The sequence below is a fragment of the Pseudomonas sp. KBW05 genome, from assembly GCF_003852405.1.
Lineage (GTDB): Bacteria > Pseudomonadota > Gammaproteobacteria > Pseudomonadales > Pseudomonadaceae > Aquipseudomonas.
In genome coordinates this window covers 153,650-180,223 of record NZ_QAJM01000014.1, presented here as the reverse complement: position 1 = coordinate 180,223, position 26,574 = coordinate 153,650, and the positions used below count along the sequence as shown (strand labels likewise).

Below are 26,574 nucleotides of genomic sequence, written 5' to 3'. Positions count from 1 at the left end.
CTGTATTGCATCAAACCGTGCGAGCCGTCACCGCCTCAGGCTTGCGCGACAACACACTCACCAGCACAAAACTCACCAACCCAACCGCGAGGCTGTAGTAGATCGGCGTGTTCGCATCCAAGCCATCCTTGAGCATGAACACCAGCGCCGTGACAAAGCCCAGCGTCATCGAGGTGATTGCCCCGGAGGTGGTCGCGCGCTTCCAGAAGATCGCGCCGATCAGCGGGATCAGCATGCCGCCCACCAGCAGGTTGTAGGCCAGGGTCAGCGCGCTGATCACGTCGTTCACCACCAGGGCGATGCCCAGTACGGCGATGCCGGTCAGCATCGTGAACCAGCGGTTGATCGCCAGGCTCGACTGTTTGCCGCCGCGCAGGCGTGGCAGCAGGTCTTCGGTCAGTACGGTGGAGGCCGCGAGCAAACCGGCGCTGGCGGTAGACATCATCGCGGCGAGTGCTGCTGCAATCACCAAGCCACGGATGCCGTCTGGCAGCGAGACTTTGACGATGGCGGCAAACGCGTTGTTGACGTTGTCCAGGTCCGGGATCAGCACGTGTGCGGCCATGCCGATCAACGCACAGGCCAGGCCGTAGAGGATGCAGTAGAACCCGGCGAACGTGCCTGCGTACTTGGCGACCTTTTCGTCACGGGCGGTGAACACCCGTTGCCAGATGTCCTGGCCGATCAGGATGCCGAAGAAGTAGATCATGAAGTAGGTAATGATCGTGTCCCAGCCAATCGCGGTGAAGCTGAAACTCGACGCCGGCAGCTTGGCCACCAGCTCATCCCAGCCGCCGACGCGGTACAGGCAGATCGGCAGCAGGATAAACATCAGGCCGACGGTCTTGATCACGAATTGCACGATGTCGGTGAGGGTCAGCGACCACATGCCGCCGATGGTCGAGTACACCACTACCACGCCGCCGCCGAGCAGTACCGAGATCCAGAACGGCAGGCCAAACAGCACTTGCAGCACGGTGCCGATGGCGAGGATCGAGGTCACGCCGATCATCAAGGCGTAGGCCAGCATGATCACTGCGCTGGCTTGGCGCGCCATGGGGTTGTAGCGTTTTTCGAGGACCTGGGTGACGGTGAAGATCTTCAGCTTCAACAGCGGCTTGGCCAGGAACAGGTTCAGCGCAATGATCCCCGCGCCCAGCGCGGCGCACAGCCAGAAGCCCGAGATGCCATGCACATAACCCAGACGCACGGTGCCGACGGTAGAAGCGCCGCCCAGCACCGTGGCGGCCATGGTGCCCATGTACAGGGTCGGGCCGAGGTTGCGGCCGGCCACCAGATAATCTTCGTGGGTCTTGGCGCGGCGCATGCCGTAATAGCCGAGCACGAGCATGCCGGCGGCGTAGATGAGTACGACGAATAAATCCAAAGCCATGACGGCGGTTCTCCGATTATTTTTTATTGTGGTGAAGAGGCTTGTTGTGGCGAGGGAGCTTGCTCCCGCTCGACAGCGAAGCTGGAGCCGGCTTTTTTGGGGCCGCTGCGCAGCCCAGCGGGAGCAAGCTCCCTCGCCACAAAGGCGGGGCCATACACCGCATCCGGCTCAGGAAAAACGCGCAGCAAGGTCAGGTACACCACCGACGCCAGCCCCAACGTCACCGGCAAGCTGATATCAATGCCATCCGCCAAATTGCCCAGCGGCCCGACAAACTGCCCCGGCAAGTTGACGAAGCACAGCCCCACCAACGCACTCGGTATCCACGCGCCCAGCCCGCGCCAGTTCCAGCCATGGCTGAACCAGTAGCGGCCACCGGTCTCACCGCGGGTGAACACCTGCAAGTCATCCGGGCAGTAGAAGCCGCGGCGCACGATCAGGCCGATGATCATCATCACCATCCACGGCGTGGTGCAAGTGATGATCAGCACGGCGAAGGTCGAGACGCTCTGCACCAGGTTGGCGGCGAAACGTCCGATAAAGATGAAGGCAATCGACATCACCCCGATCAGCAGCGTGGCCTTGACCCGCGACAGCAGGCGCGGGAACACGCTGGACATGTCCAGCCCCGTGCCATACAGCGACGTGGTGCCGGTGGACATGCCGCCGATTACCGCGATCAGGCACACCGGCAGGAAGAACCAACTCGGCGCCACCGCCAGCAAACCGCCGACGTAGTTGTTGGCCGCAATGTAGTCCGGTGCCTTGATCGCCACGATGGTCGCGGTGGCCAGGCCGAACAAAAACGGGATCAGGGTAGCGATCTGCGCCAGCACCACGGCCAGCATGATGCGCATTTTCGGCGTCTCACGCGGGATGTAGCGCGACCAGTCGCCGAGGAACGCACCGAAGGAAATCGGGTTGCTCATGGCTACCAGTGCTGCACCGATAAACGCCGCCCAAAAGCCAGTCTGGCCGAGGGCAACAGTGCCGGCGAAGTGGCTGTCGAACGCTGGCGCAAAGGCGAAGATGCCCAGCAAAAACAGGAGGCTTGCTGCCCACACCGCGATGCGGTTGACCCACAGCATGAAGCGAAAGCCGTAGATGCACACGGTCAGCACTAGGATCGCGAACACGCCATAGGCCAAGCCCAGGGTCAGGTCGGTTTCCGGCAGGCCGATCAGGCGTTTCGCACCGCCCACCAGCGCATCGCCTGAACTCCACACCGACAGTGAGAAGAACGCAATCGCCGTCAGCAACGACAGAAACGAGCCGACAATCCGCCCGTGCACGCCGAAGTGCGCACCGGACGACACCGCGTTGTTGGTGCCGTTGATCGGCCCGAACAGGCCCATGGGCGCGAGGATCAGCGCGCCCACCAGCACGCCCAGCACAATCGCCCAGACCCCGGCCTGGAACGACAAACCGAACAGCACAGGAAAGGAACCCAGCACGGCGGTGGCAAAGGTATTGGCACCGCCGAAGATCAGGCGAAACAGATCCTTGGGGCCGGCGGTACGTTCATGGTCCGGGATCTGTTCGACCCCGTTGGTTTCTATCTGGCGAATACTTTTATCGTTGTTTTTATTATTCATGATCAGCTCCGATCACATTGGCTAAGGGGGCGGCAGCCCTTCCGGCATAGCGGACAAATGTTCGTGACAGGCCAGCCACAGGCCTTCTTTTTGTTCTGTGCGAGATCCTTGTCGTTTGAAGACAATGGTCTCGCGTTCCTGGCTAAAAAATTGCTCCCCTTGCATGCGCAGCTCGGTGGCCACGTCATGCATAAAAATCGCCACGTCACCTTGCAGGCTGACAAAGGCGTTGCTCGATGTGCACGACAGCACCTCGAACCCCTCGTCCCGGCGCCAGCTGTCCCACACGGCCTGGTAGGCATCGCGACTGAGCAGCGGCTGGGGCAGGGTGTAGAACACAAAGCTGGCATCGGCCGTGAACGCGCCGAAGTAGGCGGCGCGGTCATTGCGGGCGAAGGCCGCCACCAGGTCGGCGGCGGCTTGCAGCACTTCGCGGGCGCTCATCAACGATGCGCCACGCCAGGCAGTACGCAGAGCATCTCGTACAGCAGGTTGGCGCCGAGCAGCGAGGTGTTGCCGGTGGTGTCGTAAGGCGGTGAAACTTCTACCAAATCGCAACCAACCAAGTCGAGGCCCTGGCAGCCGCGAATGATCTCGATGGCCTGGATGGTGGTCAACCCGCCGATTTCCGGGGTGCCGGTGCCGGGTGCCCAGGCGGGGTCGATGCCGTCGATGTCAAAGCTCAGGTACACCGGGCCGCCACCGACCTTTTCGCGCACTTCGGCCATCAACGGCGCGAGGGAGTGGTGCCAGCACTCTTCGGCCTGGACCACGCGGAACCCCTGTTTGCGGCTCCAGTTGAAGTCTTCGGCGGTATAGCCCTGGGCGCGCAGGCCGATTTGCACGACGCGGTCGCAATCGAGCAGGCCTTCTTCCACGGCGCGGCGGAAGGTGGTGCCGTGGGCGATTTTCTCGCCGAACATATGGTCGTTCACATCGGCGTGGGCATCGATGTGCACCAGGCCGACCTTGCCGTGTTTCTTGTGGATCGCCCGCAGGATCGGCAGGGTGATGGTGTGGTCGCCGCCCAGGGTCATCGGGATCACATCGTGTTCGAGGATCTCGTCGTAGGCTTCTTCGATGATGCGCACGGCGTCGAGCAGGTTGAAGGTGTTGATCGCCACGTCGCCGATATCGGCCACGGACAGCGAGTCGAACGGTGCGGCACCGGTGGCCATGTTGTACGGGCGGATCATCACCGATTCAGCGCGGATTTCACGCGGCCCGAAGCGGGTGCCGGCGCGCAGTGAGGTGCCGATGTCCAGGGGCACGCCGATAAAGGCGGCGTCCAGGCCCTTGGCGGTTTGCAGGTGGGGAAGACGCATCATGGTGGCGATGCCGGCAAAGCGCGGCATTTCGTTGCCGCCCAGTGGTTGGTGGAAAATCTTGTCCACGGGAGTGCCTCATCGTTGTTTTGTTTATTAGAGGCCGATTCTGCGAAATACCCCGTGACGAAAGAATCGGCAGGGGCAAATACTTAGTTCAGATTTTTCTAAACTAATGCCTGAGGTAAACTCCGTTCAAATGTGGGAGCGGGCTTGCTCGCGAAAGCGGTGTGTCATTCAAAGGTCATGTGACTGATCCACCGCTTTCGCGAGCAAGCCCGCTCCCACAGGTTTTTGTATGCATCTGGAGATCCGATGGCCAACGCCTTGCCCGACCTGAAACTCCTGCGCATCTTCGTCAGCGTCGTGCGGCACCAGGGGTTCGCCAATGCCCAGCACGAACTCAACCTGTCCACGTCGGCCATCAGCACTTACATGAGCCAGTTGGAGTCGGCGTTGGGCCTGGTGCTGTGCCATCGCGGGCGCGGTGGGTTCAGCCTGACCAGCAAGGGCGAGCTGTTCCATCAAGAGACCTTGCGCCTGCTGGGCGAGCTGGAAGGCTTCGAGCAGTACGCCGCCGCGTTGAAAGGCGAGCTGCGCGGCACCCTCAAGCTCGGCGTACTCGATTCCACCGTCAGCGACAAGGCCCTGCCGTTCGCCGAAGTGATTGGTGCCTACAGCCTGGAACACCCGGCGGTGCACCTGCACTTATCGGTGATGAGCCCTTATGAATTGCAATTGGGTGTGCAGGACAACCGCCTGGATCTGGCTATTGGCGCTTTCTCCAATCGCATGAGCGGCTTGATCTACATGCCGCTGTACCGCGAACAGCACTGGCTGTATTGCAGCACCCGCCATCCGCTGTTCAACGAGCGGCGCATTCCCGAACAAGTCATCACCCAACAACGCATGGTCGGTCGCGGTTACTGGAGCCAGGCGGAGCTGGCACGCCACGGCTTCAAGCACAGCGCCGCCACGGTGGAAAGCATGGAGGCGCAACTGATCCTGGTGCTTTCCGGCGCTTATATCGGCTACCTGCCCGAACATTACGCCCAGGCCTGGGCCGACAAGGGCGACCTGCGCGTCTTGCTGCCGGCGACCTTCGGCTACCAGGCGCCGTTCTCGATGATCATGCGTCGGGGCCGCAGCCGTGAACCGCTGATCCAGACGTTCCGCGACCTGCTCAAAACCCAGCTCAATCAGGCCTGAAAACATGTCCAGACCCCAATGCTCCCGTTGCCTGCGGCCCGTCACCCACTGCCTGTGCGCGCTGATCCCCAGCCTCGACAGCCGCACCCGCGTGTTGCTGTTGCAGCATCCGAGCGAGGTCAACCATGCGCTCAATACCGCGCGGTTGGCGGCGCTCGGATTGAACAATGCGCAGTTGCTGGTGGGTGAGGTGTTTGAGGATTTGCCGACGCTATTGAGCGCGCCCGGCTATCAGGCGCGGCTGTTGTTTCCGGCCGATGATGCCCAGCCGTTGCAGGCCTACGCATCGTCCGATGAGCCGCTGCTGCTGGTGGTCCCCGATGGCACCTGGCGCAAGGCGCGAAAAATGTTGCACCTCAATCCGCTGCTGGCCGCGTTGCCCCGGGTGACCTTGGCCGAGGGCGCTGTGTCGCGCTACCGGCTGCGCAAGGCACCGGCGCCGGGTGCGTTATCGACGATAGAAGCGATAACGCAAGCCTTGCAGGTGCTGGAGGCGCCGACGTGCTTCGAGGCGCTGCTCAAGCCGTTTGACGCGCTGATCGAAGGGCAGATCGCGGCAATGGGACCGGCCGTCTTCGAAAAAAACCACAGCTGACCCCAGCATTACATAGCTACCGCAGCGGCTGACGGCGACCGGATAGCCTGATCTTTTTTCTGGGAGCAGAAAAATGACCGAGCCGCTGACCCGTGCGCCAGTGCCAGATCCGCTGGCTGAATTCGTTGCCAATCAACATTCTCCGTTGATGGCGGCCCCAGAGTGGGCCGCCTTGCAGGCCCTGGACTTGATTCGAGTAGACTTCGACGGTTTCCTCGCCAACTTCAATGACGAGGAGAAACTTGAGTACGTGCGCCTGCAAGGGGCCTGGATCGAGGCCCAGCAGGCGGTCGAACGGGCCATTGCCCAATTCACCCAGGCGTTTGAACACCAGGCAATAGGCGCGTTGCGTGCGGGGCTTAAAACGCTGACGGGTCAGGATATCGATCCCAGCGTCGCGAAAATCCATACCCGCTACCTCCAATCCTCCCCGCGTGTTCGGCGCGCAGCGAGTGAAGATGAGGTCGTACAAGTGGCGAGCCTCACGCTGTGGGACGCCGCTTGTCGCAACTATGATGGGTTGACCGGTTGGAGCTACCCGGGCCGTACCGGTTTGGCGCAGGCCAGTTATCTCGACAGCGGCATCGACACCACCGCCGGCGAGTTCATCGCGCTGGTGCGTCGGCTCGATCTCGGCGGGCAACTCGAACAGCAATTGAATGATGCGCTGCGCGGCAATGCTGCGTTGGGTGACAGCTTCCTGGGCTTGGCCAGTGCCGAATTTGAATTCGCGTTGATCGAAGCCTTGAGAAACAGCACGCTCAGTCACGTTGATCGCACCAAATATCATCAAGTGAAACAAGCGCTGGCAGGGGCGACTGCCTGGAACATTACCGAAGAAATGCGCCTGTTTGTCCCCCATGGTGCGGACAACATCAGCTGGTTGCCGCAGACCATAGGCTTGACCGGACAATACGTGGCGCCACCACCGGGCGATTACCTGTGTATTCCCCACCTGGTTTTTTCGGTCAGTGGTTGCCCGGGGGCATTCAGCTTTTTCCCGAATCGACCTGGGGGCTCTTTGCGCCACCATGACAGCGCCCGAACCGCCTGCGAAGAGTTCCATGTCGCCTTTCATGGGTTCTACCTCAGAGGCCGGGTCGATTGGCTGTACCAGATGATGTCGTTGCGCGACGCTGCGCGCCTCAGCCAATTTGCCAAGGTCACGGCTCGCCCGCCAAACCTCGTTTTTTTTGCCCGACTGGTTTATGAACTGGTGCAGTCGATTCCCAAGGTCGATCACCCGCGGACCATCGGCTATGTACGCGTCTCGGTGCAAAAAATGCCGGTTGTCGCCTTATGCGATCTCTATATCGAGCGCAGCCGAGCCAACCTGCAAGAGCTCACCAACGCGACGCCTGGTTTCATGCCGACCCTGATCGAGCTGTTTCAGACCGTGCTCAATGAACTCCTCAACGTGCTGCTGATCCCGGTGCCTGGCGCCTTGAAAGGCTTGGGGCGCGCGCGTGCCTTCGGGATGTTCGTGACGCTGTCACAGTCGCTGGTGGGGGGCGGTTCCCAGGTGCTCCAGGACGAGCCTGGCGATCTGTTGCAAGGGCTGATGGACCTGGCGGACTTGCTGGTCAGTGGTCGATTGCACACCCGTCTGGCCAAGACCGCCCTACGTCGCCATCGGCATGTGTACCAGCAACTGGCGCAGCTGCGCAGTGCCGTTCCCGACACCCCGCAGCCGAGCGGCCCGCCCTTGCTCGAAAGAATGCTCGGTACACAGGACGCGCCGGTCCAGGCGCTGGCGAACGTGCTTGATATCAGTGGCACTACCCATGAAACCTTGAACCAAGTGTGGGAGGGCGCCACGCCTTCGGCATCGTTGGTAGAGGCAGCGCACCGGTTCAGGACCGACCGTTTGATCGGGTGGGTCGCTGATGGCGCTGCCCCTGAGCACCCCACGCCCGTTGGTGCAGTTGAAGTCATGGCGCCGCTGCTGACTCAGTTGGAGCACTGGCCTGCGGGTACGGCCCTGAGCATCATCAACCCGCAAGGCCTGGAATTACGGTGCTACAGCAAGGATGCCGCGCATCCGGTGACCGAAACTGTCAGCGTGACCGTGCAGGAAAACCATCAATTCGCCTACGCGACACCGCGTCGCCTCACGACGCATTTGCCGAGCGCCATCGTGGCGTTGCTGCCCGGCCAGTTTCCAGGCGGCGAGCCGTTGATTCGCCAGCATCTGACGGCGCTGGCCAAGGCACTGGGTGTCGATCTGTTTGACGCACTCACGCGCTTTGCCCGCGCCAGCCGCCAGGCGGCGCAAGGTGCCAGTGCGTCGGTGCGTCGTGTGTTGCCGGACCGCCTGGGCGCCGAGGGTGACATCCCTGCCGTGGTTGCGCAGTTGCAGGCGCTGCACCCGCACGTGAGCCAGGCGCGGTTGCTTGAGGTGCTGCGTGGGCATCCATTATCCGAACATCAGCAAACACAATTGCTGGAATCGCAGTTGCAGCCTCAGGCGTTGTACCTGGCGTTGCGTGCCGCACGTCGGGCAGCGCGCCGAGAGGCCATTGTGGACGGGCTTTACCATGGACGCAGCTTTGACCGGCAAACCCAGAACTGGGCGGCTGTGTTCGCCCAAGGGATGGTGAGTGATTTCACGGGGCGAGCGTTGGTCGTCAGCCCGGCGGGGCACGGAGTGCCTTATGTTGCCAAGGGCAGCAAGGATCGCACGCTGGTCGTGATTGATCATCGTCAAGGACGGTTTTCTGCGTATGACCCTCACTCACTGCGCAGCGGTGAAATACTGACCGGTGTCGATAGCTTCTATGATGCCGTCGTGCGCCAATTGTCCGAGCCTGAACGCAACCAGCTAAGCCTCTCTGCGCGCCGGGCGATTGCCGATTTGCGTGAGCGGATTGCCCACGAGGTGCTGCGCAATCGTGCGCTCGATGGTTCGTTTTACCCGTATCGGCGCGAGATCACGCAGTACGCCCGGGCGGTGGAGACCCTGGGTATCGCGAACGTGCCCGACGCCCTCGGTTTTTACCGCTTGGGTTCGGACCACTACCTGTTTATCGAAGGCGAATATTTCCAGGTCACCCAGGCCGATCCTGCACAGCCTTGGCGCATTCAGCATCCGTCGTTGAGCGATGCGTATGCGCCAGCGTTGACGCACAACGGCGCCGGCGCCTGGCGACATGAGTGGGAGAACCCGCTGACCTGGGAGGGGCAACGGCCGTTTTATCGGCTGGGGCCTCTGGCGCGCTCGTTGTCGCCGGATGCAATCGCGCAGATCCAGCAGATCAGTGGCATTACCCCAGATATTCTGCGGCGGGTGCATGTGCGCAATGAGCGCCCTCCGGCCATTCTTGTGGAGACCGTCGAGCGTTTCAGGGTGCACCAACGGGTCATGTCGGGCGTGGAGGCCGGGGCGGATTTTTTCGACCGCTTGCTTGGTGAAGTCGGTCCCGATCGTGCGGATGCATTGGTGGGGCGCGAAGGCGTCGCACGTGCAGATCAGGTCACTGTGCTGGAAACCAAAGTCGCGTTGGACAAGCCTCTGATGGAGCACCTTTTTTTCGAGGCGTTGTGCGCTGGCAGCCAGCATTCTGCTAACCCACTGGCGCAAGTGCTACAGCGTGTTAACCCCGGATTGACCACACGGGTCGCAGAAGACCTGGTGCACAACATCACACCGGCCGAGCGTAAAAGTCTGGAGAACGGCATAGTCCCCGCATCGCTGAATGCAGCGATCCGGTGGTGGGTGGAGTACTTGCGCAAAACCAGGGCGCTGGAAAGCGTGCGCCTGCCTGCCGCAGCCAATGAGGACAGCTCCACAGCGATCCTGCATGCGTTGCCGCAGATCGACGGTTGGCCGGCACATTTGCGGGTGGAACTGTGGAAAGACGGTTTTCTGCGTACCAGCGTGGGCCCTTTCGACGGATTGCTCAAACGCGTCGTGGTGGCTGTATCCAATCAGTACCAGGTCTATATCCCCTTGGCGAACGGCAAGCGCAGCCCGACCGGCAGCACCGGCCCGCTTCTTGAAGTGTTGTTGGCGGCGCTGCCGCTGGCCGAACGTCAATCGTTGGGTTACATCGAGGGCGCTGGAGAGGGGGAATTGGTGGCAGAGGTCTGCTCCCGCCTGCAGAGGAAATGGGAGTATGCCGAGACCTTTCGGGGCATTGGGCATCGGCCTCATTTCCATCCCCCTCAGCGTGTGGCGGATGGGCGGATCGGTTACCCGCTGAGTGGTCGGGGGCTGAGGCCGGTGGAGCGTCAGCAGGTCGCTCGCCTGCGCATGTTGTATCCGTCAAGAACGGACGAAGACGTTTTGCAGCTATGGAGAGATGCTGGCGACTCGGCTCGAGAGCGCGATGCAATGATTGACTATCTGTACCGGGAGCGTGAAGCCATGAACGCTGCGTTGGCGCAATGGCTTCATGTTGCGCCGGGCGGCCAGGCGCGCGATGCACGGGCGTTGGCGGTTGAGCGAATAAAGAGATGCTGGGCGAAGGAACCCTCCGCTCACGGGACCGCGATGGTCAAGGAACTGAACCTCGATGGCCTGGACCTGACTGATCTGCCCGTGTTGGGTGCTCATTTTGGTCATGTGCAGGTGCTGAGCCTTAAAAATAACCAACTCTCTGAACTGCCCCAGCGCTTCCTGCGGTGCTTTCCGGGCGTGACCAGGGTTTACCTGAGCAACAATCAGTTTGCGCAGATGCCCTCGGGGCTTTCCCGGTTGCCACATCTGACCGCTTTATACCTTGGTAACAATCGACTCAAATTCAAACTGGGTGATGTGATTTATCTGAGTGAACTTGTGCAACTGCGCGTGTTGGATTTGTCCTCCAACCCTCTGCGGCAAGGGCAGCGCCTGGACCTGTCGCGATTGAAATATCTGCGCTATTTGAACCTGCGCAACACTCAGCTGGAAAGCTTGCCCAAAGGTGCCGTCACCTTGAGGTGGCTTGAAGTGTTTGACCTGCGGGATAACCGGATCAAAGTACTCACCCGTTCTGACCTGTTTTTGTTTTCGGATGTCCATCGAGCCATGGATCTGGTCGGTAACCCCTTATCGGAGGGCACGCTTCAGATGTTTCGTCAGTATCGGGAGCAGCCGGGGCGTGCAGACATTCATTTCGGATTGCACCCGCGCAACGTCCCCGTCACGGCCGGCCCCGACCGTTGGCTCGCTGTGCTGGCGGTCGGGGAAGTAGCGTCACTCCTCGCGCTGTGGCAGGACTTGCAGGGGCGTGGTGCTTTCAATCGTTTTTTCACCCTGATCGAGTGTCTTGCCGCTGAACCCAAGCTCGTCGAACCGGGGTATCGGGCGTTGCGTGAAGATCTGGCCGGCAGGGTCTGGCGCTTGATCGACGGGGCTGCCAATAACGCGCAACTGGCTACGATCATGTTCGAGCACCCGTACAAAATGAGTCGTGGTGTTAACGGTTGGATGGTGTCGCTCAACGATTTGGAACTCAAGTTCAGGATGTTCGAGCTGAGCACAAGGGGCGGCGTGGATGCCATGCCGCTCTTGAACTGTTTTCGGGCCACAAGCCGGTGTGCAGCCATCGAGAGCGTTATCATTTTGTCTGACCCTAATCAGCCGGGGGAGCTGATGGGAACGCGCGTACTGGCCTACCGAATTGCATTGTCCCAGACCTTGGACCTCCCCCTGGGATTTGACCAGCGACTTGACCGAACCTTGGGCACACCTGACCCGGAAACGGTTGCCGCCATGCGTAACAACATCTTGGCTGACGAGGCGTCGCTGGACTGGCCTGGGTGGCTGGTCACCCATGAGTATTGGAGGCAGTTTCTGTTAGCGAAGTATGAGGTGCTCTTTCACGCCGCGTTGGGGAGGTACCATCGAGAGCAGGAGGCCGCCTCGGATAGAGCCGACCGCGCAGAGCTGAGCGAGGGCGCCTATCTGACGTTGGTTGATGACCTTTTACGTCGGCGTCAAGCCGATGAAAGTCGCTTGCTTCTAGCATTGACGCAGGGTGAGTGGGGCAACTTCAACGGCGCCGCTGACGCTGCTTATATCTATCAGTAATAAGCACCACACTTTGCGTGATATGGCCCGCCGACCTTTCCCGGTATGATGTTCGCCCCCGCAGTCTGGATTGCGAATACGCCATGACCTTGCAGTACCCAACAATCGCCGATTGCGTCGGCAACACGCCCCTGGTCCGCTTGCAACGCATGGCGGGCGAGACCAGCAATACCCTGCTGCTCAAGCTCGAAGGGAACAACCCGGCTGGCTCCGTCAAGGACCGCCCGGCGCTGTCGATGATCACCCGCGCCGAGCTGCGCGGGCAGATCAAGCCAGGCGACACCTTGATCGAAGCCACCTCGGGCAACACCGGGATCGCCCTGGCCATGGCTGCCGCGATCAAGGGTTACAAGATGGTACTGATCATGCCCGACAACGGCAGCGCCGAGCGCAAGGCGGCGATGACCGCCTATGGCGCCGAGCTGGTGCTGGTGACCCAGGAAGAGGGCATGGAAGGTGCCCGTGACCTCGCCGAGCGCATGGCCGCCGAAGGTCGTGGCCAGGTGCTGGACCAGTTCGCCAACGGCGACAACCCCGAGGCGCACTACACCACCACTGGCCCGGAAATCTGGCGCCAGACCGGGGGCACCATCACCCATTTCGTCAGCTCCATGGGCACCACCGGCACCATCATGGGCAATTCGCGCTACCTCAAGGAGCAGAACCCGGCGATCCAGATCGTCGGCCTGCAACCGATGGAAGGCGCGGCCATCCCCGGTATCCGCCGCTGGCCCGAGGAGTATCTGCCGAAGATCTACAACGCCACGCGTGTGGACCGCATTATCGACATGGCCCAGCGTGAAGCCGAAGACACCACGCGCCGCCTGGCCCGTGAAGAAGGCATCTTCTGCGGCGTGTCCTCCGGTGGCGCTGTCGCGGGCATGTTGCGCTTGTCCAGGGAAGTGGAAAACGCGGTGATCGTCGCGATCATCTGTGACCGAGGCGACCGTTACTTGTCGACCGGCATTTTCGACGAACCCAACTGATGGCCAAGCACGAGAGAGGCCTGCGCTTCCAACCGACGGGCGGCAGCCGCGCCCCGCAGATTCCCGTGGGCAAGAAACAACGCCTGACCATCGAGCGCCTGGCCAATGACGGCCGTGGCATCGTGTTTTTCGAAGGCCGCACCTGGTTTGTGAATGGTGCGCTGGCCGGCGAAGAAGTCGAAGCGCGGGTGTTGGGCGCCCACGGTAAAGTGGTCGAGGCGCGTACCGAGCGGGTGTTCACGGCCAGTGAATTGCGCCGCCCGGCGCCGTGCGCGCATGTTGGCCGCTGTGGCGGTTGCAGCGTGCAGCACTTGCCCCATAGCGAACAGCTTGCCCTGAAACAGCGCATGCTCGCCGAGCAACTGTCGCGCGTGGCCGGTGTCGAACCGCAAGAATGGGCTGCGCCGTTGAGCGGGCCAGAGTTCGGCTACCGCCGCCGTGCCCGTGTGGCGGTGCGTTGGGACGCCAAGGCGAAACATCTGGAAGTAGGTTTTCGTGCGGTCGCCAGCCAGGACATCGTCGCCATCGATGACTGCCCGGTGCTGGTACAGGCCTTGCAACCGATCATGCAGCGCCTGCCGAACATGCTGCGCCGCTTGAGCAATCCGAAGGCACTCGGGCATGTGGAGCTGTTCAGCGGTACGTCCATCGCCGTGTTGCTGCGCCATATGGCGCCGTTGTCGGAAGCGGACCTGCTGGTGTTGAAAGAGTTTTGCGCTTTCCATGAAGCCCAGTTGTGGCTGCATGGCGAGGGCCAGCCGGAGCCGGTGGACGCTGGTGCTGTGCTGGGTTTCCGTTTGCAGCAGTGGGATCTGGAATTGGCCTACCGTCCAGGGGACTTCGTGCAAGTCAACGCCGGGGTCAACGCCGCGATGGTTGCCCAGGCCCTTGAATGGCTGGCGCCACAGCCCGATGAGCGGGTGCTGGACCTGTTTTGCGGCCTGGGCAACTTTGCCCTGCCACTCGCCCGGCAAGTACGCGAAGTGGTGGCGGTGGAAGGTGTGCAGACCATGGTGGATCGGGCGGCTCTCAATGCCGTCAGCAACAATTTGCATAATGCGCAGTTTTTTCAGGCCGATTTGTCCCAGCCTTTGACCGACGCAGAATGGGCCAAACAGGGCTTTTCTGCGGTACTCTTGGACCCACCCCGTGACGGTGCCCAAGAGGTTGTGCGCAAGCTTGCCACCCTGGGAGCCAAGCGTCTGGTGTATGTGTCCTGCAACCCGGCGACGCTGGCGCGGGACACGATTGAGTTGGTCAAGCAAGGCTACCGGCTAAAACGTGCCGGGATCCTCGACATGTTTCCGCAAACCGCGCATGTCGAGGCCATGGCGTTATTTGAAGCGGGCTAGGATGCCCGTTTAATCCGACTGGCCTGCGTTCTCCAGGGCCTGTGACCTGCCAGGGAGTTCGCAGTAAAAGGTCGGCGATGATATTGGCGCACCCAAGGTGCGTCGTAGGGAAGGTAAGAAAGATGGTACAGGTGAGAGCACACCAGCCGATCAACACCGACGGCAGTATCAACCTGGAGGCATGGCTGGACCATGCCATCAGTGTCGATCCGGCACTGGACCGTGAAGCAATGAAAGCCGCCTGCGAGTTCGCGCGTGAGGCTGAGCAGCAAGACAATGCGGCGAAGAACCTGTGGGCCGAAGGCACTTCCAGCTTTCGCACCGGGCTTGAGATTGCCGAGATCCTGGCCGATCTCAAGCTGGACCAGGATTCGCTGATCGCCGCCGTGCTTTATCGCGGCGTGCGTGAAGGGCATATCGCGTTGCCGCTGGTCAGCCAGCGTTTCGGCGCCGTGGTGGCCAAGCTGATCGACGGCGTGCTGCGCATGGCCGCCATCAGCGCCAGCCTCAGCCCGCGCCAGTCGATGGTGCTGGGCACCCAGGGCCAGGTCGAGAACCTGCGCAAGATGCTGGTGGCGATGGTCGACGACGTGCGCGTCGCCCTGATCAAGCTGGCCGAACGCACCTGCGCGATCCGTGCGGTGAAGACCGCCGACGACGAAAAGCGCAATCGCGTCGCCCGCGAGGTCTTCGACATCTACGCGCCGCTGGCGCACCGCCTGGGTATCGGCCATATCAAGTGGGAGCTGGAGGACTTGTCCTTCCGCTACCTCGAGCCCGACCAATACAAACAGATCGCCACGCTGCTGCATGAGCGGCGGCTCGACCGCGAGCGCTTTATCAGCGACGTGATGGGCCAGTTGCGCGCCGAGCTGCAAGCCACCGGCGTCGATGCCGACATCAGCGGCCGCGCCAAACACATCTATTCCATCTGGCGCAAAATGCAGCGCAAGGGCCTGGCCTTCAGCCAGATCTACGACGTGCGCGCCGTGCGTGTGCTGGTGCCGGAAATGCGCGATTGCTACACCGCGCTGGGCATCGTCCACACCCTGTGGCGGCACATTCCCAAGGAGTTTGACGACTACATCGCCAACCCCAAGGAGAACGGCTACCGCTCGCTGCACACTGCCGTGATCGGCCCCGAAGGCAAGGTGCTGGAAGTGCAGATCCGCACCCACGCCATGCACGAAGAGGCCGAGCTGGGCGTATGTGCGCACTGGCGTTACAAGGGCACCGACGTCAAGGCCGGGTCCAACCAGTACGAAGAGAAAATCTCCTGGCTGCGCCAAGTGCTGGAATGGCACGAAGAACTCGGCGACATCGGCGGCCTCGCCGAACAGCTGCGCGTGGATATCGAGCCGGACCGGGTCTACATCTTTACCCCTGACGGCCACGCCATCGACCTGCCCAAGGGCGCGACGCCGCTGGACTTCGCCTACCGCGTACACACCGAGATCGGCCACAACTGCCGGGGCGCCAAGATCAACGGGCGCATCGTGCCGCTCAACTACAGCCTGCAAACCGGTGAACAGGTCGAGATCATCACCAGCAAGCACGGTACGCCGAGCCGCGACTGGCTGAACCCGAACCTGGGCTACATCACCACGTCGCGGGCGCGGGCAAAGATCGTGCACTGGTTCAAGTTGCAGGCGCGCGACCAGAACGTCGCCGCCGGCAAGACCCTGCTCGAACGCGAACTGGCCCGCCTGGGCCTGCCCCAGGTGGACTTCGACAAGCTGGCCGAAAAGGCCAACATGAAGATCGCCGAAGACATGTTCGCCGCCCTCGGTGCCGGCGACCTGCGTTTGGCGCAACTGGTCAACCTGGCGCAACAGTTGGTCGAACCGGAACGCGGCAGCGAGCAACTGGAGCTGATCCCACGCAAAGCCACCGGCTACAAGCCCGGCAAGCGCGGCGATATCCAGATCCAGGGCGTGGGCAACCTGATGACGCAAATGGCCGGCTGCTGCCAACCGTTGCCGGGCGACGCCATCGTCGGCTACATCACCCAGGGCCGTGGCGTGAGCATTCACCGCCAGGACTGCGCCTCGGTGCTGCAACTGGGCGGGCGTGAGCCGGAGCGCATCATCCAGGTCAGCTGGGGGCCGGTGCCGGTGCTCACCTATCCGGTGGACATTGTGATTCGGGCGTACGACCGTTCCGGCTTGCTGCGGGATGTGTCGCAAGTGCTGCTCAATGAGCGGATCAACGTGCTGGCGGTCAACACCCGCTCGAACAAAGAGGACAACACCGCGTTGATGTCCCTGACCATCGAGATTCCGGGGTTGGACGCGTTGGGGCGGTTGTTGGGGCGGATTTCCCAGTTGCCGAACATCATCGAGACGCGGCGTAACCGCACACCATGATTAGCTGGATGAGCGCGGTTTAAAATGTAGGAGCGGGCTTGTGTGGGAGCGGGCTTGCTCGCGAATACGGTGTGTCAGTGCCAGATTCATTGGCTGACACTACGCATTCGCGAGCAAGCCCGCTCCCACATTTGATCTTCAGCGTTCCCACTTCAGCGGATAGAGATCAATGTATTCACTAGACGACCTGCTGCACCTGATGAGCCGCCTGCGCGACCCGCAATACGGCTGCCCGTGGGACATCAAGCAAACCTACGCCACCATCGTCCCGCATACGCTGGAAGAAGCCTATGAAGTTGCCGACGCCATCGAGCGCGGCGATTTCGATCACCTGCAAGGCGAGTTGGGCGATCTGTTGTTCCAGGTGGTGTATTACAGCCAGCTGGCGCGGGAAGAGGGGCGTTTCGAATTCGCCGGGGTGATCGACAGCATCACGCGCAAGCTGATCCGTCGTCACCCCCACGTGTTTCCCACTGGCGACCTGTATGCGCCGCTGGATGTCCCGCAACTGAGTGAAGAGCAGGTCAAGGAACGTTGGGAGCAGATCAAGGCCGAGGAGCGTGCGGAAAAATCCGACGCGCCGGAGCAGCTCTCCCTACTGGATGATGTTCCTACAGCACTGCCGTCCTTGTCCCGCGCGGCCAAACTGCAAAAGCGCGCCAGCCAGGTGGGATTTGACTGGCCGTCGGCGTTGCCAGTAGTGGACAACGTGCGCGAAGAGCTCGATGAAGTGCTCGAAGCCATGGCCGATAACGACCCGGCGGCTATCGCTGATGAAGTCGGCGACCTGCTCTTTGCCGCGGTCAACCTGGCCCGCCATCTCAAGGTCGACCCGGAAACTGCGCTGCGTGGCGCCAATGCCAAGTTCGAGCGACGTTTCCGATTTATCGAACAGGCATTGCGCGACACGCATCAACCCATAGAAGATTGCACCCTCGAAACGTTGGACGCCCTGTGGGGCGAAGCCAAACGCCAGGAAAAGAACATGTCCAGCTGCGGTTGAGCGGCTGCCTAAGTGAGTAAGCACCATGAGCATTTCCCTTCGCGATCAGTTACTCAAAGCAGGTCTGGTCAACCAAAAGCAGGCCAAGCAGGTCGGCAAAGAGAAGCAGAAGCAGCAGCGCCTGGTCCACAAGGGCCAGATCGAGGCCGATGACACCCAGGCCCGCCTGGCCCAGGAAGCGCAGGCCGAGAAGGTCAAGCGCGACCAGGAGCTGAACCGCCAGCAGCAGGAAAAAGCCGAGGCCAAGGCCCGCACGGCCCAGGTCAAACAGTTGATCGAGACTTCGCGCCTGCCCAAGCTGACCACCGAGGACTACTACAACTTTGTGGATGACAAGAAGGTCAAGCGCCTGTCGGTCAACACTTTGATGCGCAACAAGCTGAGCAACGGCTCCCTGGCGATCGTGCACCACGGTGGCAGTTATGAGGTGATCCCGCGTGAAGCGGCGCTGAAGATCCAGGAGCGTGCGCCAGAGCGTATCGTGCAGCTCAACATCCTCACGGAAAGCCAAGTGCCGGATGAGGATGATCCGTACGCCGCCTACCAGATCCCTGACGATCTGATGTGGTAAGGCTGTAGAAACAACAAACCCCGCTCAAAAGGCGGGGTTTTTGTTGATGGGTGTCCGTGTGGCGAGCGAGCTTGCTCGCGCTGGGCTGCGTAGCAGCCCCAAAACCAGACACCGCGATTCTTTCTGGTAGAGCGTGGTGATTCTATTGGGGCCGCTTCGCAGCCCAGCGCGAGCAAGCTCGCTCGCCACAATGGAGTACCTAAACTCTACGAATACTCAGGAGCTCTCTGCCTGACGTTTCATCTCAAGCGACTCTAGCTCGTTCTTATAATTGTGAGCGTCACTCTCGTTGTGAAACATGCCGACCAGCAGGTCTTGTTGGTGTACATCCCAGATGTGAATCCCATGGCCCAGCGCTTCGTGGGACATATGTGCATCGTCGCGTTCAGTTACTTTTACAGTCATCTGCTTGCTCCAATCTCTGGTGGGTCTGCGGCAAGTCGTCGCAGGCCTCTTTTATATGTTTTGTTAGCTTGCTAAGTAAACCGACTTTTCGCGCAACTATTCATTGCAGGAATTGCAACAGTGCTACAGGCCTTGAGAATTGGGGGTTTGTGTTTTGGGGGCTGGAGTTTTATGACAGAAGTTTCATGTTCAGGTCAGGCTTGAGCTTTGTATCGGCCCTGCCATCGCCTTCGCGAGCAAGCCCGCTCCCACACTTGGAGTGCATTCCAAATGTGGGAGCGGGCTTGCTCGCGAAGACGGCAGAAGCTTCAACACAAAATCCGCAGGCAAAAAAAAGCCCCGCATTCAGCGAGGCTCTTCTTCAGTTCACCAGCTCATCAGCTCATCAGCTACCTTTGACAGCCTTGCCGTCAACGGTGCCGTCTTGCAGCATGATGTTGTATTCCTTGCCGTCGGTTTCTACCTGGCGCAGTGCAACCAGGATACCGCCCTGGTCCTTGGCGAACCACATCTGGGTAATGCGCTTGCTTTGCGTCGGGTCACGCACGCGCTCAACCTTGATCGCGTCAATCGAGCCGACCTTGGTCTGGACCTTTTCCGGGCCAATCACGCGGAAGTCGTAGGTATCGACGTCGGTGCCTTCCACCACGTTGTAGCTCATGCTTTTCTTGCCGGCGGCCACATCACGTTGCAGGGCCAACTGGTAGGTCGACTTGTCGAGCATGCCGCTTTGCAGCGCTACGTTGACCGGGTCTTTGTTCTCAAAGCCGGTGACTTTCTTGGCGGTTTGATCGAAGTCCAGATTGATCTTCTTCGCCTTGCCCAGGCCACCGCGTTCGAAGGTGTAGCTCTTCGGTTGCAGGGTGTCCTTGTCAAACAGGATCACGCTGGTTTCGGTAAGGCTGGCGATCATCATCGAAGCCTTGAAGTTCAAGGTCCAGGTGCCATCGCCATTCTTGGCCAGGCTGCGTTCAGCCGAGCCACTCATGGGCAACTGTTTCCAGTCGGCGGTGTAGCTGACGGAGAAAGGGTGAAGGTCTGCCGCTTGCACCGCAGGCAAGGCAAACAGAGCAAAAGCGAAGAGCAAGGCGCGACGCATAAAATCTCCTAGGTTCGAATCAAGTGGCCGCTGGCCGCGAGTAACTGACCGTCCAATAATGCACCCTGGTCACCAAGAATCAACCGCCCCTCGGCAAACCAGCGTACAGCCAACGGGTAAATCCTGTGTTCCTGGGTGTGAACCCGTTGCGCAAGGGTCTGCGCCGAGTCGTCAGACTCTACCGGAACCACTGCCTGTACGACCAGAGGCCCGCCATCGAGTTCCTCGGTGACGAAGTGCACGCTGCAGCCATGCTCGCTGTCGCCGGCGTCGAGCGCCCGCTGGTGCGTATGCATGCCTTTGTACTTGGGCAGCAGGGAAGGGTGGATATTGAGCAGGCGCCCGTCGTAGTGGCGTACGAAATCAGCGCTGAGGATGCGCATGAAACCGGCCAGGACCACGAGCTTGGGGTTGAAGGCGTCGATCAGTTCGATCAAGGCAGCATCGAAGGCCTCGCGGCCCTCGAAAGCCTTGTGATCCAGGGAGCGGGTGTCGATACCTGCGTCCCTGGCGCGTTGCAGGCCGTAGGCGTCGCTGCGGTTGGAGATCACCGCAGCGATGCGCACCGGGCTGTCGCCGGTGCGCGTGCTGTCGATCAGGGCCTGCAAGTTACTGCCGGTGCCGGAGAGCAGCACCACGACATCACAGGTCTGGGACATCAATGAGCCTTGAGGTTCTTCAGTTCGACCTGGGCCGCGCCTTCCGGTGCGGTGGCGATCTGGCCGATGACCCAAGGCTGCTCGCCCGCTTCACGCAGGACGTTCAGCGCGGTTTCAACGTGCTCTTGCGCCACGCAGATGACCATGCCCACGCCGCAGTTCAGCACGCGGTGCATCTCGGTTTCGTTGACGTTGCCTTTCTCTTGCAGCCAGTCGAAGACCGCAGGGCGCTGCCAGCTCGCCACGTCGACGATTGCCTGGGCGCCTTTTGGCAGGACGCGCGGGATGTTGTCCAGCAGGCCGCCACCGGTGATATGGGCCATGGCTTTGACAGCACCGGTGTCCTTGATGAGCTTGAGCAGTGGCTTGACGTAGATGCGGGTCGGGGCCATCAGCAGGTCGGTCAGTGGCTTGCCGTCGAGCTGGATGTTTTCGATGTCGGCGCCGGACACTTCGATGATCTTGCGGATCAGCGAGTAGCCGTTGGAGTGCGGGCCGGACGATGGCAGGGCGAGCAGGGCGTCACCGGCGGCAACCTTGGAGCCGTCGATGATCTCGGCTTTTTCTACAACGCCGACGCAGAAGCCGGCCAGGTCGTAGTCTTCGCCTTCGTACATGCCTGGCATTTCAGCGGTTTCGCCGCCGACCAGGGAGCAACCCGACAGTTCGCAGCCAGCGCCAATGCCGGTCACTACCTGGGTAGCGGTCTCGACGTTGAGCTTGCCGGTGGCGTAGTAGTCCAGGAAGAACAACGGCTCGGCGCCGCATACCACCAGGTCGTTTACGCACATGGCAACCAGGTCGATGCCGATGCTGTCGTGCTTGTTCAGGTTCAGTGCCAGGCGCAGCTTGGTGCCCACGCCGTCGGTGCCGGAGACCAGCACAGGCTGTTTGTAGCCGGCCGGGATCTCGCAGAGGGCGCCAAAACCGCCCAGGCCGCCCATGACTTCGGGGCGCGCAGTGCGCTTGGCGACGCTCTTGATGCGTTCGACCAATGCTTCACCGGCGTCGATGTCTACACCGGCGTCCTTGTAGCTCAGGGAGGGTTGCTTGCTCATGATCCAGGCCTTTAGGGGGGATTCAGGGGTAACGACCGAGCGGGCAGGCGCTTTTGGTAAAAGGCCCAGCCGTTGACGGTCTGCGAAGGCGCGCGATTTTATCAGGCTTGAGGGGCAGCGGCCATCCTCGGGCCGACGGGCAGGGCGATATAGGCAAAAAAAGCCGATTAAAAAAATGCTAATCGGCTCTGCCTTGGTGCGTATTAAGGTATAGCCTTGAACCCGCTATCGTTATGACAGTACGAAAACTTACCAAGACCCTGTGAATGTTTTACCGGTCGCTGTGGTCACAGCCTTGCGCAACCGAGTTCACGCGGTCTGTTCCAGCCGCTAAATTTGTCGTTCGGGAATCTTTCATGCGTCTGTGTAAATTCTTCTTTGTAGGCTGCTTGTCGTTGGTCAGCCTGGCGAGTCATGCCGAAACCCTCAATGGCCTCTATCAAGTACTTGAACCGGTCAGCGGCCAGTCGCCACAAGAGCGCGACCAGGCGACCCAACGCGCCGTGCAGACCCTGGTGATTCGCCTCACCGGTGACGCCAAGGCCGCCGACGGCCCGGGCCTGGCGGCGATTCGCAAGGACCCGCAACAAATCATCAGCCAATACGGCTACGACGCCGGCCCGCCCGAGAGCCTGCAAGTGGATTTTGACCCGGTGAGCACCGACCGTGCCTTGCGTGACGCCGGCCTGTCGATCTGGGGCAGCAACCGGCCGTCGATCCTCGGCTGGTGGCTGAATGACTCTACCGAAGGCAGCAGCTTGGTGGGCGATGGCCAAAGCGTCGCCCAAGCCTTGCGCCGCGCGGCGCAACACCGAGGCTTGCCGTTGCGCCTGCCGTTGGGTGATCTGGACGAGCAGGTGGTCGCCACCGCGCCAAACCTGGAAAGCGCCGACGCCACACCACTGCGCGCCGCCTCCGAGCGTTACGGCGCGGATGCCTTGCTGGCGGTGCATGCGCGGCAGGAAGGCAGCCAATGGCAGGCCAAGTGGCGGTTGTGGTTGGGCGACAAGAGCGAGCAGGGCAGTGTCCAAGGGGCCGATACCGCCGCTGTGGCCGATGCGGTGATGTTGGCCGTCAGCCAGAAGTTGGCGCCGCGCTTTGCGGTCAAGCCGGGCGTCAGTGCCGAGCAACTGCTGGAAGTGCAGGGCATGACACTGGAGCGCTACGCCGCCCTGGGGCATCTGCTTGAACCGTTTGGCGGCCAGCCGTTGCTGGTGGATGGCAGTCGCATTGTTTACCGGGTCAACGGCAGTGCCGAGCAGTTGCGCAGCCAGTTGAGCCTGGCCAAGTTGCAGGAGGTTGCGCCGGGGGAAGTGCCGGCTGCGGCTGATGGTGCTCCAGAGCCTCAGGCGCAACTGCGCTTTCACTGGTAAACGTTCTTCCTTATATAGAAGCAATGGAGTGGTTTATGGCGGATACGCGTCGTTGGGTGTGGATTGGCGGGATCGTCCTGCTGTGCGCTTTTGTTTTTTTGCTGCATTCGATCCTGACGCCGTTCCTGGTTGCGTTGCTGTTGGCCTATCTGTTTGATCCGGTGGTGGATCGCCTGGAGAAAGCCGGCTTGTCACGTACCTGGGGCGTGGTGGCGGTGTTCGCCCTGTTTACCTTGATCATCACGGCCCTGGTGCTGGTGCTGGTGCCGATGCTGGCCAAGCAGCTGTTCCGTCTGTATGAACTGGCGCCGCAGATGCTCGATTGGTTGCAGCACACGGCGATGCCGTGGGCCCAGGCCAAGTTGGGGTTGTCGGATGGCTTCTGGAAGTTCGACAAGGTCAAGGCCGCGATCAGCGAGCATATGGGCCAGACCACCGACATTGTCGGCATGGTGCTCAGCCAGGCCACGGCGTCCAGCCTGGCGCTGATCGGCTGGTTGACCAACCTGGTGCTGATCCCGGTGGTGGCGTTCTACCTGCTGCGTGACTGGGACATCATGATGGCCAAGATCCGCAGCCTGCTGCCGCGCAATCGCGAGGAGCGCATTGTCTCCCTGGCGGAGGAATGCCATGAAGTGCTCGGCGCATTCGTGCGTGGGCAGTTGCTGGTGATGCTGGCCTTGGGGGTTATCTACGCGGCGGGTCTGATGGCGATTGGCCTGGAGCTGGGCCTGTTGATTGGCCTGATCGCTGGCCTGGCGGCCATCGTGCCTTACATGGGTTTTGTGATCGGTATCGGCGCGGCGCTGGTGGCGGGGTTGTTCCAGTTCGGCGGCGACCTGTACCCGATGCTGGGGATTGTCGCGGTGTTTATGGTCGGCCAGGCCTTGGAAGGGATGGTGCTGACACCGCTGCTGGTGGGGGACCGGATCGGCCTGCACCCTGTAGCGGTGATCTTTGCGATCCTGGCGGGTGGCGAGTTGTTCGGCTTTACTGGCATCTTGCTGGCACTGCCGGTAGCGGCGGTGATCATGGTGCTGGTGCGCCATGTGCACGATCTGTACAAGGATTCGGATGTGTACACGGGGGTTGAAGATCCCGATCTGTAAACCTTGTGTCACAAACCCGGCCTGGCCGGGTTTGTTGTTTCTGGTGTCAAACAATTTGCGCAAAACCGGCAAGTTAACGCAAACCTTTGATTTTGCTTGTGGTCTGCTGCATTGTGCGCCCGGCTTCACGGGTATAAACTTTGCAAACTTTACACAGAGGCCACTAGCGGTTCGTTTGGAGCCGTTCAGTCAGCATGAAACCGATTCAGCTGCCCTTGGGTGTGCGTCTGCGTGACGACGCCACCTTTATCAACTACTACCCAGGCGCCAATGCCGCTGCACTCGGCTATGTCGAGCGGCTCTGCGAAGCCGACGCCGGGTGGACCGAAAGCCTGATCTATCTGTGGGGCAAACACGGCGTAGGGCGTACTCACCTATTGCAGGCCGCGTGCCTGCGCTTCGAGCAGATGGGTGAAGCGGCGGTCTACCTGCCGCTGGCTGAATTGATGGACCGTGGCATCGGCATTTTCGACCACCTTGAGCAATACGAGCTGGTCTGCCTGGATGACCTGCAGGCGATTGCCGGCAAGGCGGAGTGGGAAGAGGCGCTGTTCCATCTGTTCAACCGCCTGCGTGACAGCGGCCGGCGCTTGCTGATCGCCGCATCTACCTCGCCGCGCGAGCTGCCGGTGAAGCTGGCTGACCTCAAGTCTCGCCTGACCCTGGCGTTGATCTTCCAGATGCGCCCGCTCTCCGACGAAGACAAACTGCGCGCCCTGCAATTGCGTGCATCCCGTCGCGGCCTGCACCTCACTGACGAAGTCGGGCACTTCATCCTCACTCGTGGCACCCGCAGCATGAGCGCGTTGTTCGATTTGCTCGAACAGCTCGATCAGGCCTCCTTGCAGGCCCAGCGCAAGCTGACCATTCCCTTCCTCAAGGAAACCCTCGGCTGGTAGCCGACCCTTTGTTTTCGGGGCTTTCGGCAAATTCCAGGCGCCAGAAAACCTGCGTTTGGGCCGCTTTGGCCACGCAAAAGGCGCGTATAGGGTGTTAAGGGCTTAGATGTCATAGTCCAAACAAGAAGTCACATAGATCACGATTGAATTTGCAAATCGATGTGATAGAGGGCATAGTCTCGACTTCTTTACACATCAGCCACGGTCGTGCCCATGCTAAATCGCTTCGCACCCCTCGTGCCTCTCGCACTCGTTACCCTGTTGTTTGGTTGCGCTTCCCACCCTCAACAAGTGGTTGAACAGCCCAAACCCCAGGTTCAAAATCAGGCAAAATTCGTCGCTGCACAGTCTGCTTCTGTTTATGAAGAAGAGCTGGCGACTGAAAAGGAACTGGGCGCCTTCTCCGGCAACAAGCCTTACCAGCTTCCAGTCCTGGCCGACAGCATCCTCGAACGCGGCATGTCCCTGATCGGTACCCGTTACCGATTCGGCGGTACCTCTGAAGCCGGTTTCGACTGCAGCGGTTTTATCGGCTACCTGTTTCGCGAAGAAGCTGGCATGAACCTGCCACGCTCCACTCGCGAGATGATCAACGTGGATGCACCGTTGGTCGCGCGCAACAACCTCAAGCCAGGTGATCTGCTTTTCTTTAGTACGGCTGGCCGTGGTCGCGTAAGCCATGCCGGTATCTACCTGGGCGATAACCAGTTTATCCACTCCAGCAGCCGTCGCAGTGGCGGTGTTCGAGTCGACAACCTGGGCGACAGCTACTGGAGCAAAACCTTTATCGAAGCCAAGCGCGCACTCGCCATGGCACCGACAACGGTTACCGCTAGCAAGTAAACTTAAAGTGATACTTGAAGTTTGACGTGTAAGCGCTAGAATCCCTGGATATTGTTGTAATCCGTACGCGCGAGCTTTGCTTGCGCGTTCTGGTTTTCAGCGTTCGGCAGCGAAAGCCGCATCCAGACCAGGATTGTTCTGCACATGTCGACCTCGGCCCGCCTGATCCTCATTGTCTGCGCCGCGCTGCTCAGCGCCTGCGCCAGCCGTCCACCGCCCGCTCCCGTAGCGGTGAAGCCCAAGCCGGTGTTCAACTACGCCACTCAGAATTTCTCGCCTGCTGCCGAAGACGTGCTCTTTCGTGCGTTGGGCCTGGTCGGCACGCCTTATCGCTGGGGCGGCAACACGCCGGACTCAGGCTTTGATTGCAGTGGCCTGATCGGCTTTGTGTTTCGTGACGCCGCCGGCATCTCCTTGCCGCGTACCACCCGCGAGCTGATCGTGATGCGTGCGCAGGATGTCAGTGAGCAGAACCTGCAAACGGGTGACCTGTTGTTCTTCGCTACAGGCGGAGGCTCCCAGGTCAGCCATGCCGGCATCTATGTGGGCGAGGGCCGCTTCGTGCACGCGCCGCAAACCGGCGGTACGGTGAAGCTGGATACCCTGTCCAAGGCGTATTGGCAGAATGCTTACCTGAGTGCCAAGCGCGTGTTGCCAGGGAATCTGGCACGTAATCCCTGAATTGCATACAGATCCAAATGTGGGAGCGGGCTTGTGTGGG

The 26,574-nt window shown here is 60.9% G+C and carries 21 protein-coding genes; 13 read left to right on the top strand and 8 right to left on the bottom strand.

Annotated features, from left to right (window positions below; genetic code table 11):
• Window positions 1-10 precede the first annotated feature (10 nt).
• The 4 genes from DBR46_RS13380 to speB are packed head-to-tail and all read right to left on the bottom strand — an operon-like array spanning window position 11 to window position 4,382.
• Entirely contained in the window at window positions 11-1,393 is a 1,383-nt protein-coding gene (locus tag DBR46_RS13380) for a sodium:solute symporter (RefSeq protein ID WP_124526570.1), read from the bottom strand.
• 23 nt (window positions 1,394-1,416) lie between these two features.
• Complete coding sequence (locus DBR46_RS13375) at window positions 1,417-2,988, bottom strand: cytosine permease (RefSeq protein WP_124526569.1); 1,572 nt, start codon at window positions 2,986-2,988, stop codon at window positions 1,417-1,419.
• A gap of 21 nt (window positions 2,989-3,009) precedes the next feature.
• Window positions 3,010-3,432, bottom strand: a complete 423-nt coding sequence (locus DBR46_RS13370; RefSeq protein ID WP_124526568.1) for a nuclear transport factor 2 family protein — start codon at window positions 3,430-3,432, stop codon at window positions 3,010-3,012.
• Window positions 3,432-4,382 carry an agmatinase gene (gene speB / locus DBR46_RS13365; RefSeq protein ID WP_017134866.1) on the bottom strand — a complete coding sequence of 317 codons (951 nt, stop codon included), beginning with the start codon at window positions 4,380-4,382 and terminating at the stop codon, window positions 3,432-3,434. The genes DBR46_RS13370 and speB overlap by 1 nt, the downstream gene beginning before the upstream one ends.
• Before the next feature lie 246 nt (window positions 4,383-4,628).
• Here speB and DBR46_RS13355 point away from each other — a divergent pair, with 246 nt between their 5' ends.
• From DBR46_RS13355 to DBR46_RS13320, 8 genes are all read left to right on the top strand, one after another.
• Window positions 4,629-5,522, top strand: a complete 894-nt coding sequence (locus DBR46_RS13355) for a LysR family transcriptional regulator (protein ID WP_034108063.1) — start codon at window positions 4,629-4,631, stop codon at window positions 5,520-5,522.
• Window positions 5,523-5,526: 4 nt separating this feature from the next.
• Window positions 5,527-6,117 (top strand): tRNA-uridine aminocarboxypropyltransferase, encoded by a 591-nt coding sequence (locus DBR46_RS13350; RefSeq protein WP_124526567.1) that lies wholly within the window; start codon window positions 5,527-5,529, stop codon window positions 6,115-6,117.
• Window positions 6,118-6,190: 73 nt separating this feature from the next.
• Window positions 6,191-12,130, top strand: a complete 5,940-nt coding sequence (locus DBR46_RS13345; protein WP_124526566.1) for an NEL-type E3 ubiquitin ligase domain-containing protein — start codon at window positions 6,191-6,193, stop codon at window positions 12,128-12,130.
• An 83-nt stretch (window positions 12,131-12,213) separates the two neighbouring features.
• Window positions 12,214-13,116 carry a cysteine synthase CysM gene (gene cysM, locus DBR46_RS13340; RefSeq protein WP_124526565.1) on the top strand — a complete coding sequence of 301 codons (903 nt, stop codon included), beginning with the start codon at window positions 12,214-12,216 and terminating at the stop codon, window positions 13,114-13,116.
• Complete coding sequence (gene rlmD, locus DBR46_RS13335) at window positions 13,116-14,468, top strand: 23S rRNA (uracil(1939)-C(5))-methyltransferase RlmD (RefSeq protein ID WP_124526564.1); 1,353 nt, start codon at window positions 13,116-13,118, stop codon at window positions 14,466-14,468. Before cysM ends, rlmD begins: the two co-directional genes overlap by 1 nt.
• 122 nt (window positions 14,469-14,590) lie before the next feature.
• Window positions 14,591-16,834 (top strand): GTP diphosphokinase, encoded by a 2,244-nt coding sequence (relA, locus tag DBR46_RS13330; RefSeq protein ID WP_124526563.1) that lies wholly within the window; start codon window positions 14,591-14,593, stop codon window positions 16,832-16,834.
• 169 nt (window positions 16,835-17,003) lie between these two features.
• Window positions 17,004-17,837 carry a nucleoside triphosphate pyrophosphohydrolase gene (mazG, locus tag DBR46_RS13325; RefSeq protein WP_124526562.1) on the top strand — a complete coding sequence of 278 codons (834 nt, stop codon included), beginning with the start codon at window positions 17,004-17,006 and terminating at the stop codon, window positions 17,835-17,837.
• Window positions 17,838-17,862: 25 nt separating this feature from the next.
• Entirely contained in the window at window positions 17,863-18,408 is a 546-nt protein-coding gene (locus tag DBR46_RS13320; protein WP_017734625.1) for a DUF2058 domain-containing protein, read from the top strand.
• 216 nt (window positions 18,409-18,624) lie between these two features.
• On the opposite strand, the gene DBR46_RS13315 is transcribed toward DBR46_RS13320, so the two are convergent.
• From DBR46_RS13315 to purM, 4 genes are all read right to left on the bottom strand, one after another.
• The gene (locus DBR46_RS13315) at window positions 18,625-18,813 is read right to left on the bottom strand and encodes a hypothetical protein (RefSeq protein WP_017734626.1); all 189 of its coding nucleotides are present in this window, start codon (window positions 18,811-18,813) and stop codon (window positions 18,625-18,627) included.
• 385 nt (window positions 18,814-19,198) lie between these two features.
• Window positions 19,199-19,912: a DUF3108 domain-containing protein gene (locus DBR46_RS13310; RefSeq protein WP_017734627.1), complete on the bottom strand. Its 714-nt coding sequence runs from the start codon at window positions 19,910-19,912 to the stop codon at window positions 19,199-19,201.
• Between the two features lie 8 nt (window positions 19,913-19,920).
• Entirely contained in the window at window positions 19,921-20,571 is a 651-nt protein-coding gene (gene purN, locus DBR46_RS13305; protein ID WP_017734628.1) for a phosphoribosylglycinamide formyltransferase, read from the bottom strand.
• Entirely contained in the window at window positions 20,571-21,629 is a 1,059-nt protein-coding gene (gene purM / locus DBR46_RS13300; protein ID WP_005790182.1) for a phosphoribosylformylglycinamidine cyclo-ligase, read from the bottom strand. Before purM ends, purN begins: the two co-directional genes overlap by 1 nt.
• A gap of 356 nt (window positions 21,630-21,985) precedes the next feature.
• On the opposite strand from purM, the gene DBR46_RS13295 reads away from it, so the two are divergent.
• The 5 genes from DBR46_RS13295 to DBR46_RS13275 all read left to right on the top strand — a co-directional run bounded on the left by DBR46_RS13295 (window position 21,986) and on the right by DBR46_RS13275 (window position 26,534).
• Window positions 21,986-23,002, top strand: coding sequence for a DUF2066 domain-containing protein (locus tag DBR46_RS13295; protein WP_124526561.1), 1,017 nt, complete (start codon window positions 21,986-21,988; stop codon window positions 23,000-23,002).
• A gap of 35 nt (window positions 23,003-23,037) precedes the next feature.
• Entirely contained in the window at window positions 23,038-24,111 is a 1,074-nt protein-coding gene (locus DBR46_RS13290; protein ID WP_124526560.1) for an AI-2E family transporter, read from the top strand.
• A 194-nt stretch (window positions 24,112-24,305) separates the two neighbouring features.
• Window positions 24,306-25,010, top strand: a complete 705-nt coding sequence (gene hda, locus DBR46_RS13285) for a DnaA regulatory inactivator Hda (protein ID WP_017734631.1) — start codon at window positions 24,306-24,308, stop codon at window positions 25,008-25,010.
• Window positions 25,011-25,223: 213 nt separating this feature from the next.
• The gene (locus DBR46_RS13280; RefSeq protein WP_124526559.1) at window positions 25,224-25,853 is read left to right on the top strand and encodes a C40 family peptidase; all 630 of its coding nucleotides are present in this window, start codon (window positions 25,224-25,226) and stop codon (window positions 25,851-25,853) included.
• Between the two features lie 144 nt (window positions 25,854-25,997).
• Window positions 25,998-26,534, top strand: coding sequence for a C40 family peptidase (locus DBR46_RS13275; RefSeq protein ID WP_017734633.1), 537 nt, complete (start codon window positions 25,998-26,000; stop codon window positions 26,532-26,534).
• Window positions 26,535-26,574: the final 40 nt, after the last annotated feature.

Coding starts and splice junctions, on each gene's coding strand:
- DBR46_RS13380 (WP_124526570.1), bottom strand. CDS start 1,393: ATGGCTTTGGATTTATTCGTCGTACTCATCTACGCCGCCGGCATGCTC.
- DBR46_RS13375 (WP_124526569.1), bottom strand. CDS start 2,988: ATGAATAATAAAAACAACGATAAAAGTATTCGCCAGATAGAAACCAAC.
- DBR46_RS13370 (WP_124526568.1), bottom strand. CDS start 3,432: ATGAGCGCCCGCGAAGTGCTGCAAGCCGCCGCCGACCTGGTGGCGGCC.
- DBR46_RS13355 (WP_034108063.1), top strand. CDS start 4,629: ATGGCCAACGCCTTGCCCGACCTGAAACTCCTGCGCATCTTCGTCAGC.
- DBR46_RS13350 (WP_124526567.1), top strand. CDS start 5,527: ATGTCCAGACCCCAATGCTCCCGTTGCCTGCGGCCCGTCACCCACTGC.
- DBR46_RS13345 (WP_124526566.1), top strand. CDS start 6,191: ATGACCGAGCCGCTGACCCGTGCGCCAGTGCCAGATCCGCTGGCTGAA.
- cysM (WP_124526565.1), top strand. CDS start 12,214: ATGACCTTGCAGTACCCAACAATCGCCGATTGCGTCGGCAACACGCCC.
- rlmD (WP_124526564.1), top strand. CDS start 13,116: ATGGCCAAGCACGAGAGAGGCCTGCGCTTCCAACCGACGGGCGGCAGC.
- relA (WP_124526563.1), top strand. CDS start 14,591: ATGGTACAGGTGAGAGCACACCAGCCGATCAACACCGACGGCAGTATC.
- mazG (WP_124526562.1), top strand. CDS start 17,004: ATGTATTCACTAGACGACCTGCTGCACCTGATGAGCCGCCTGCGCGAC.
- DBR46_RS13320 (WP_017734625.1), top strand. CDS start 17,863: ATGAGCATTTCCCTTCGCGATCAGTTACTCAAAGCAGGTCTGGTCAAC.
- DBR46_RS13315 (WP_017734626.1), bottom strand. CDS start 18,813: ATGACTGTAAAAGTAACTGAACGCGACGATGCACATATGTCCCACGAA.
- DBR46_RS13310 (WP_017734627.1), bottom strand. CDS start 19,912: ATGCGTCGCGCCTTGCTCTTCGCTTTTGCTCTGTTTGCCTTGCCTGCG.
- purN (WP_017734628.1), bottom strand. CDS start 20,571: ATGTCCCAGACCTGTGATGTCGTGGTGCTGCTCTCCGGCACCGGCAGT.
- purM (WP_005790182.1), bottom strand. CDS start 21,629: ATGAGCAAGCAACCCTCCCTGAGCTACAAGGACGCCGGTGTAGACATC.
- DBR46_RS13295 (WP_124526561.1), top strand. CDS start 21,986: ATGCGTCTGTGTAAATTCTTCTTTGTAGGCTGCTTGTCGTTGGTCAGC.
- DBR46_RS13290 (WP_124526560.1), top strand. CDS start 23,038: ATGGCGGATACGCGTCGTTGGGTGTGGATTGGCGGGATCGTCCTGCTG.
- hda (WP_017734631.1), top strand. CDS start 24,306: ATGAAACCGATTCAGCTGCCCTTGGGTGTGCGTCTGCGTGACGACGCC.
- DBR46_RS13280 (WP_124526559.1), top strand. CDS start 25,224: ATGCTAAATCGCTTCGCACCCCTCGTGCCTCTCGCACTCGTTACCCTG.
- DBR46_RS13275 (WP_017734633.1), top strand. CDS start 25,998: ATGTCGACCTCGGCCCGCCTGATCCTCATTGTCTGCGCCGCGCTGCTC.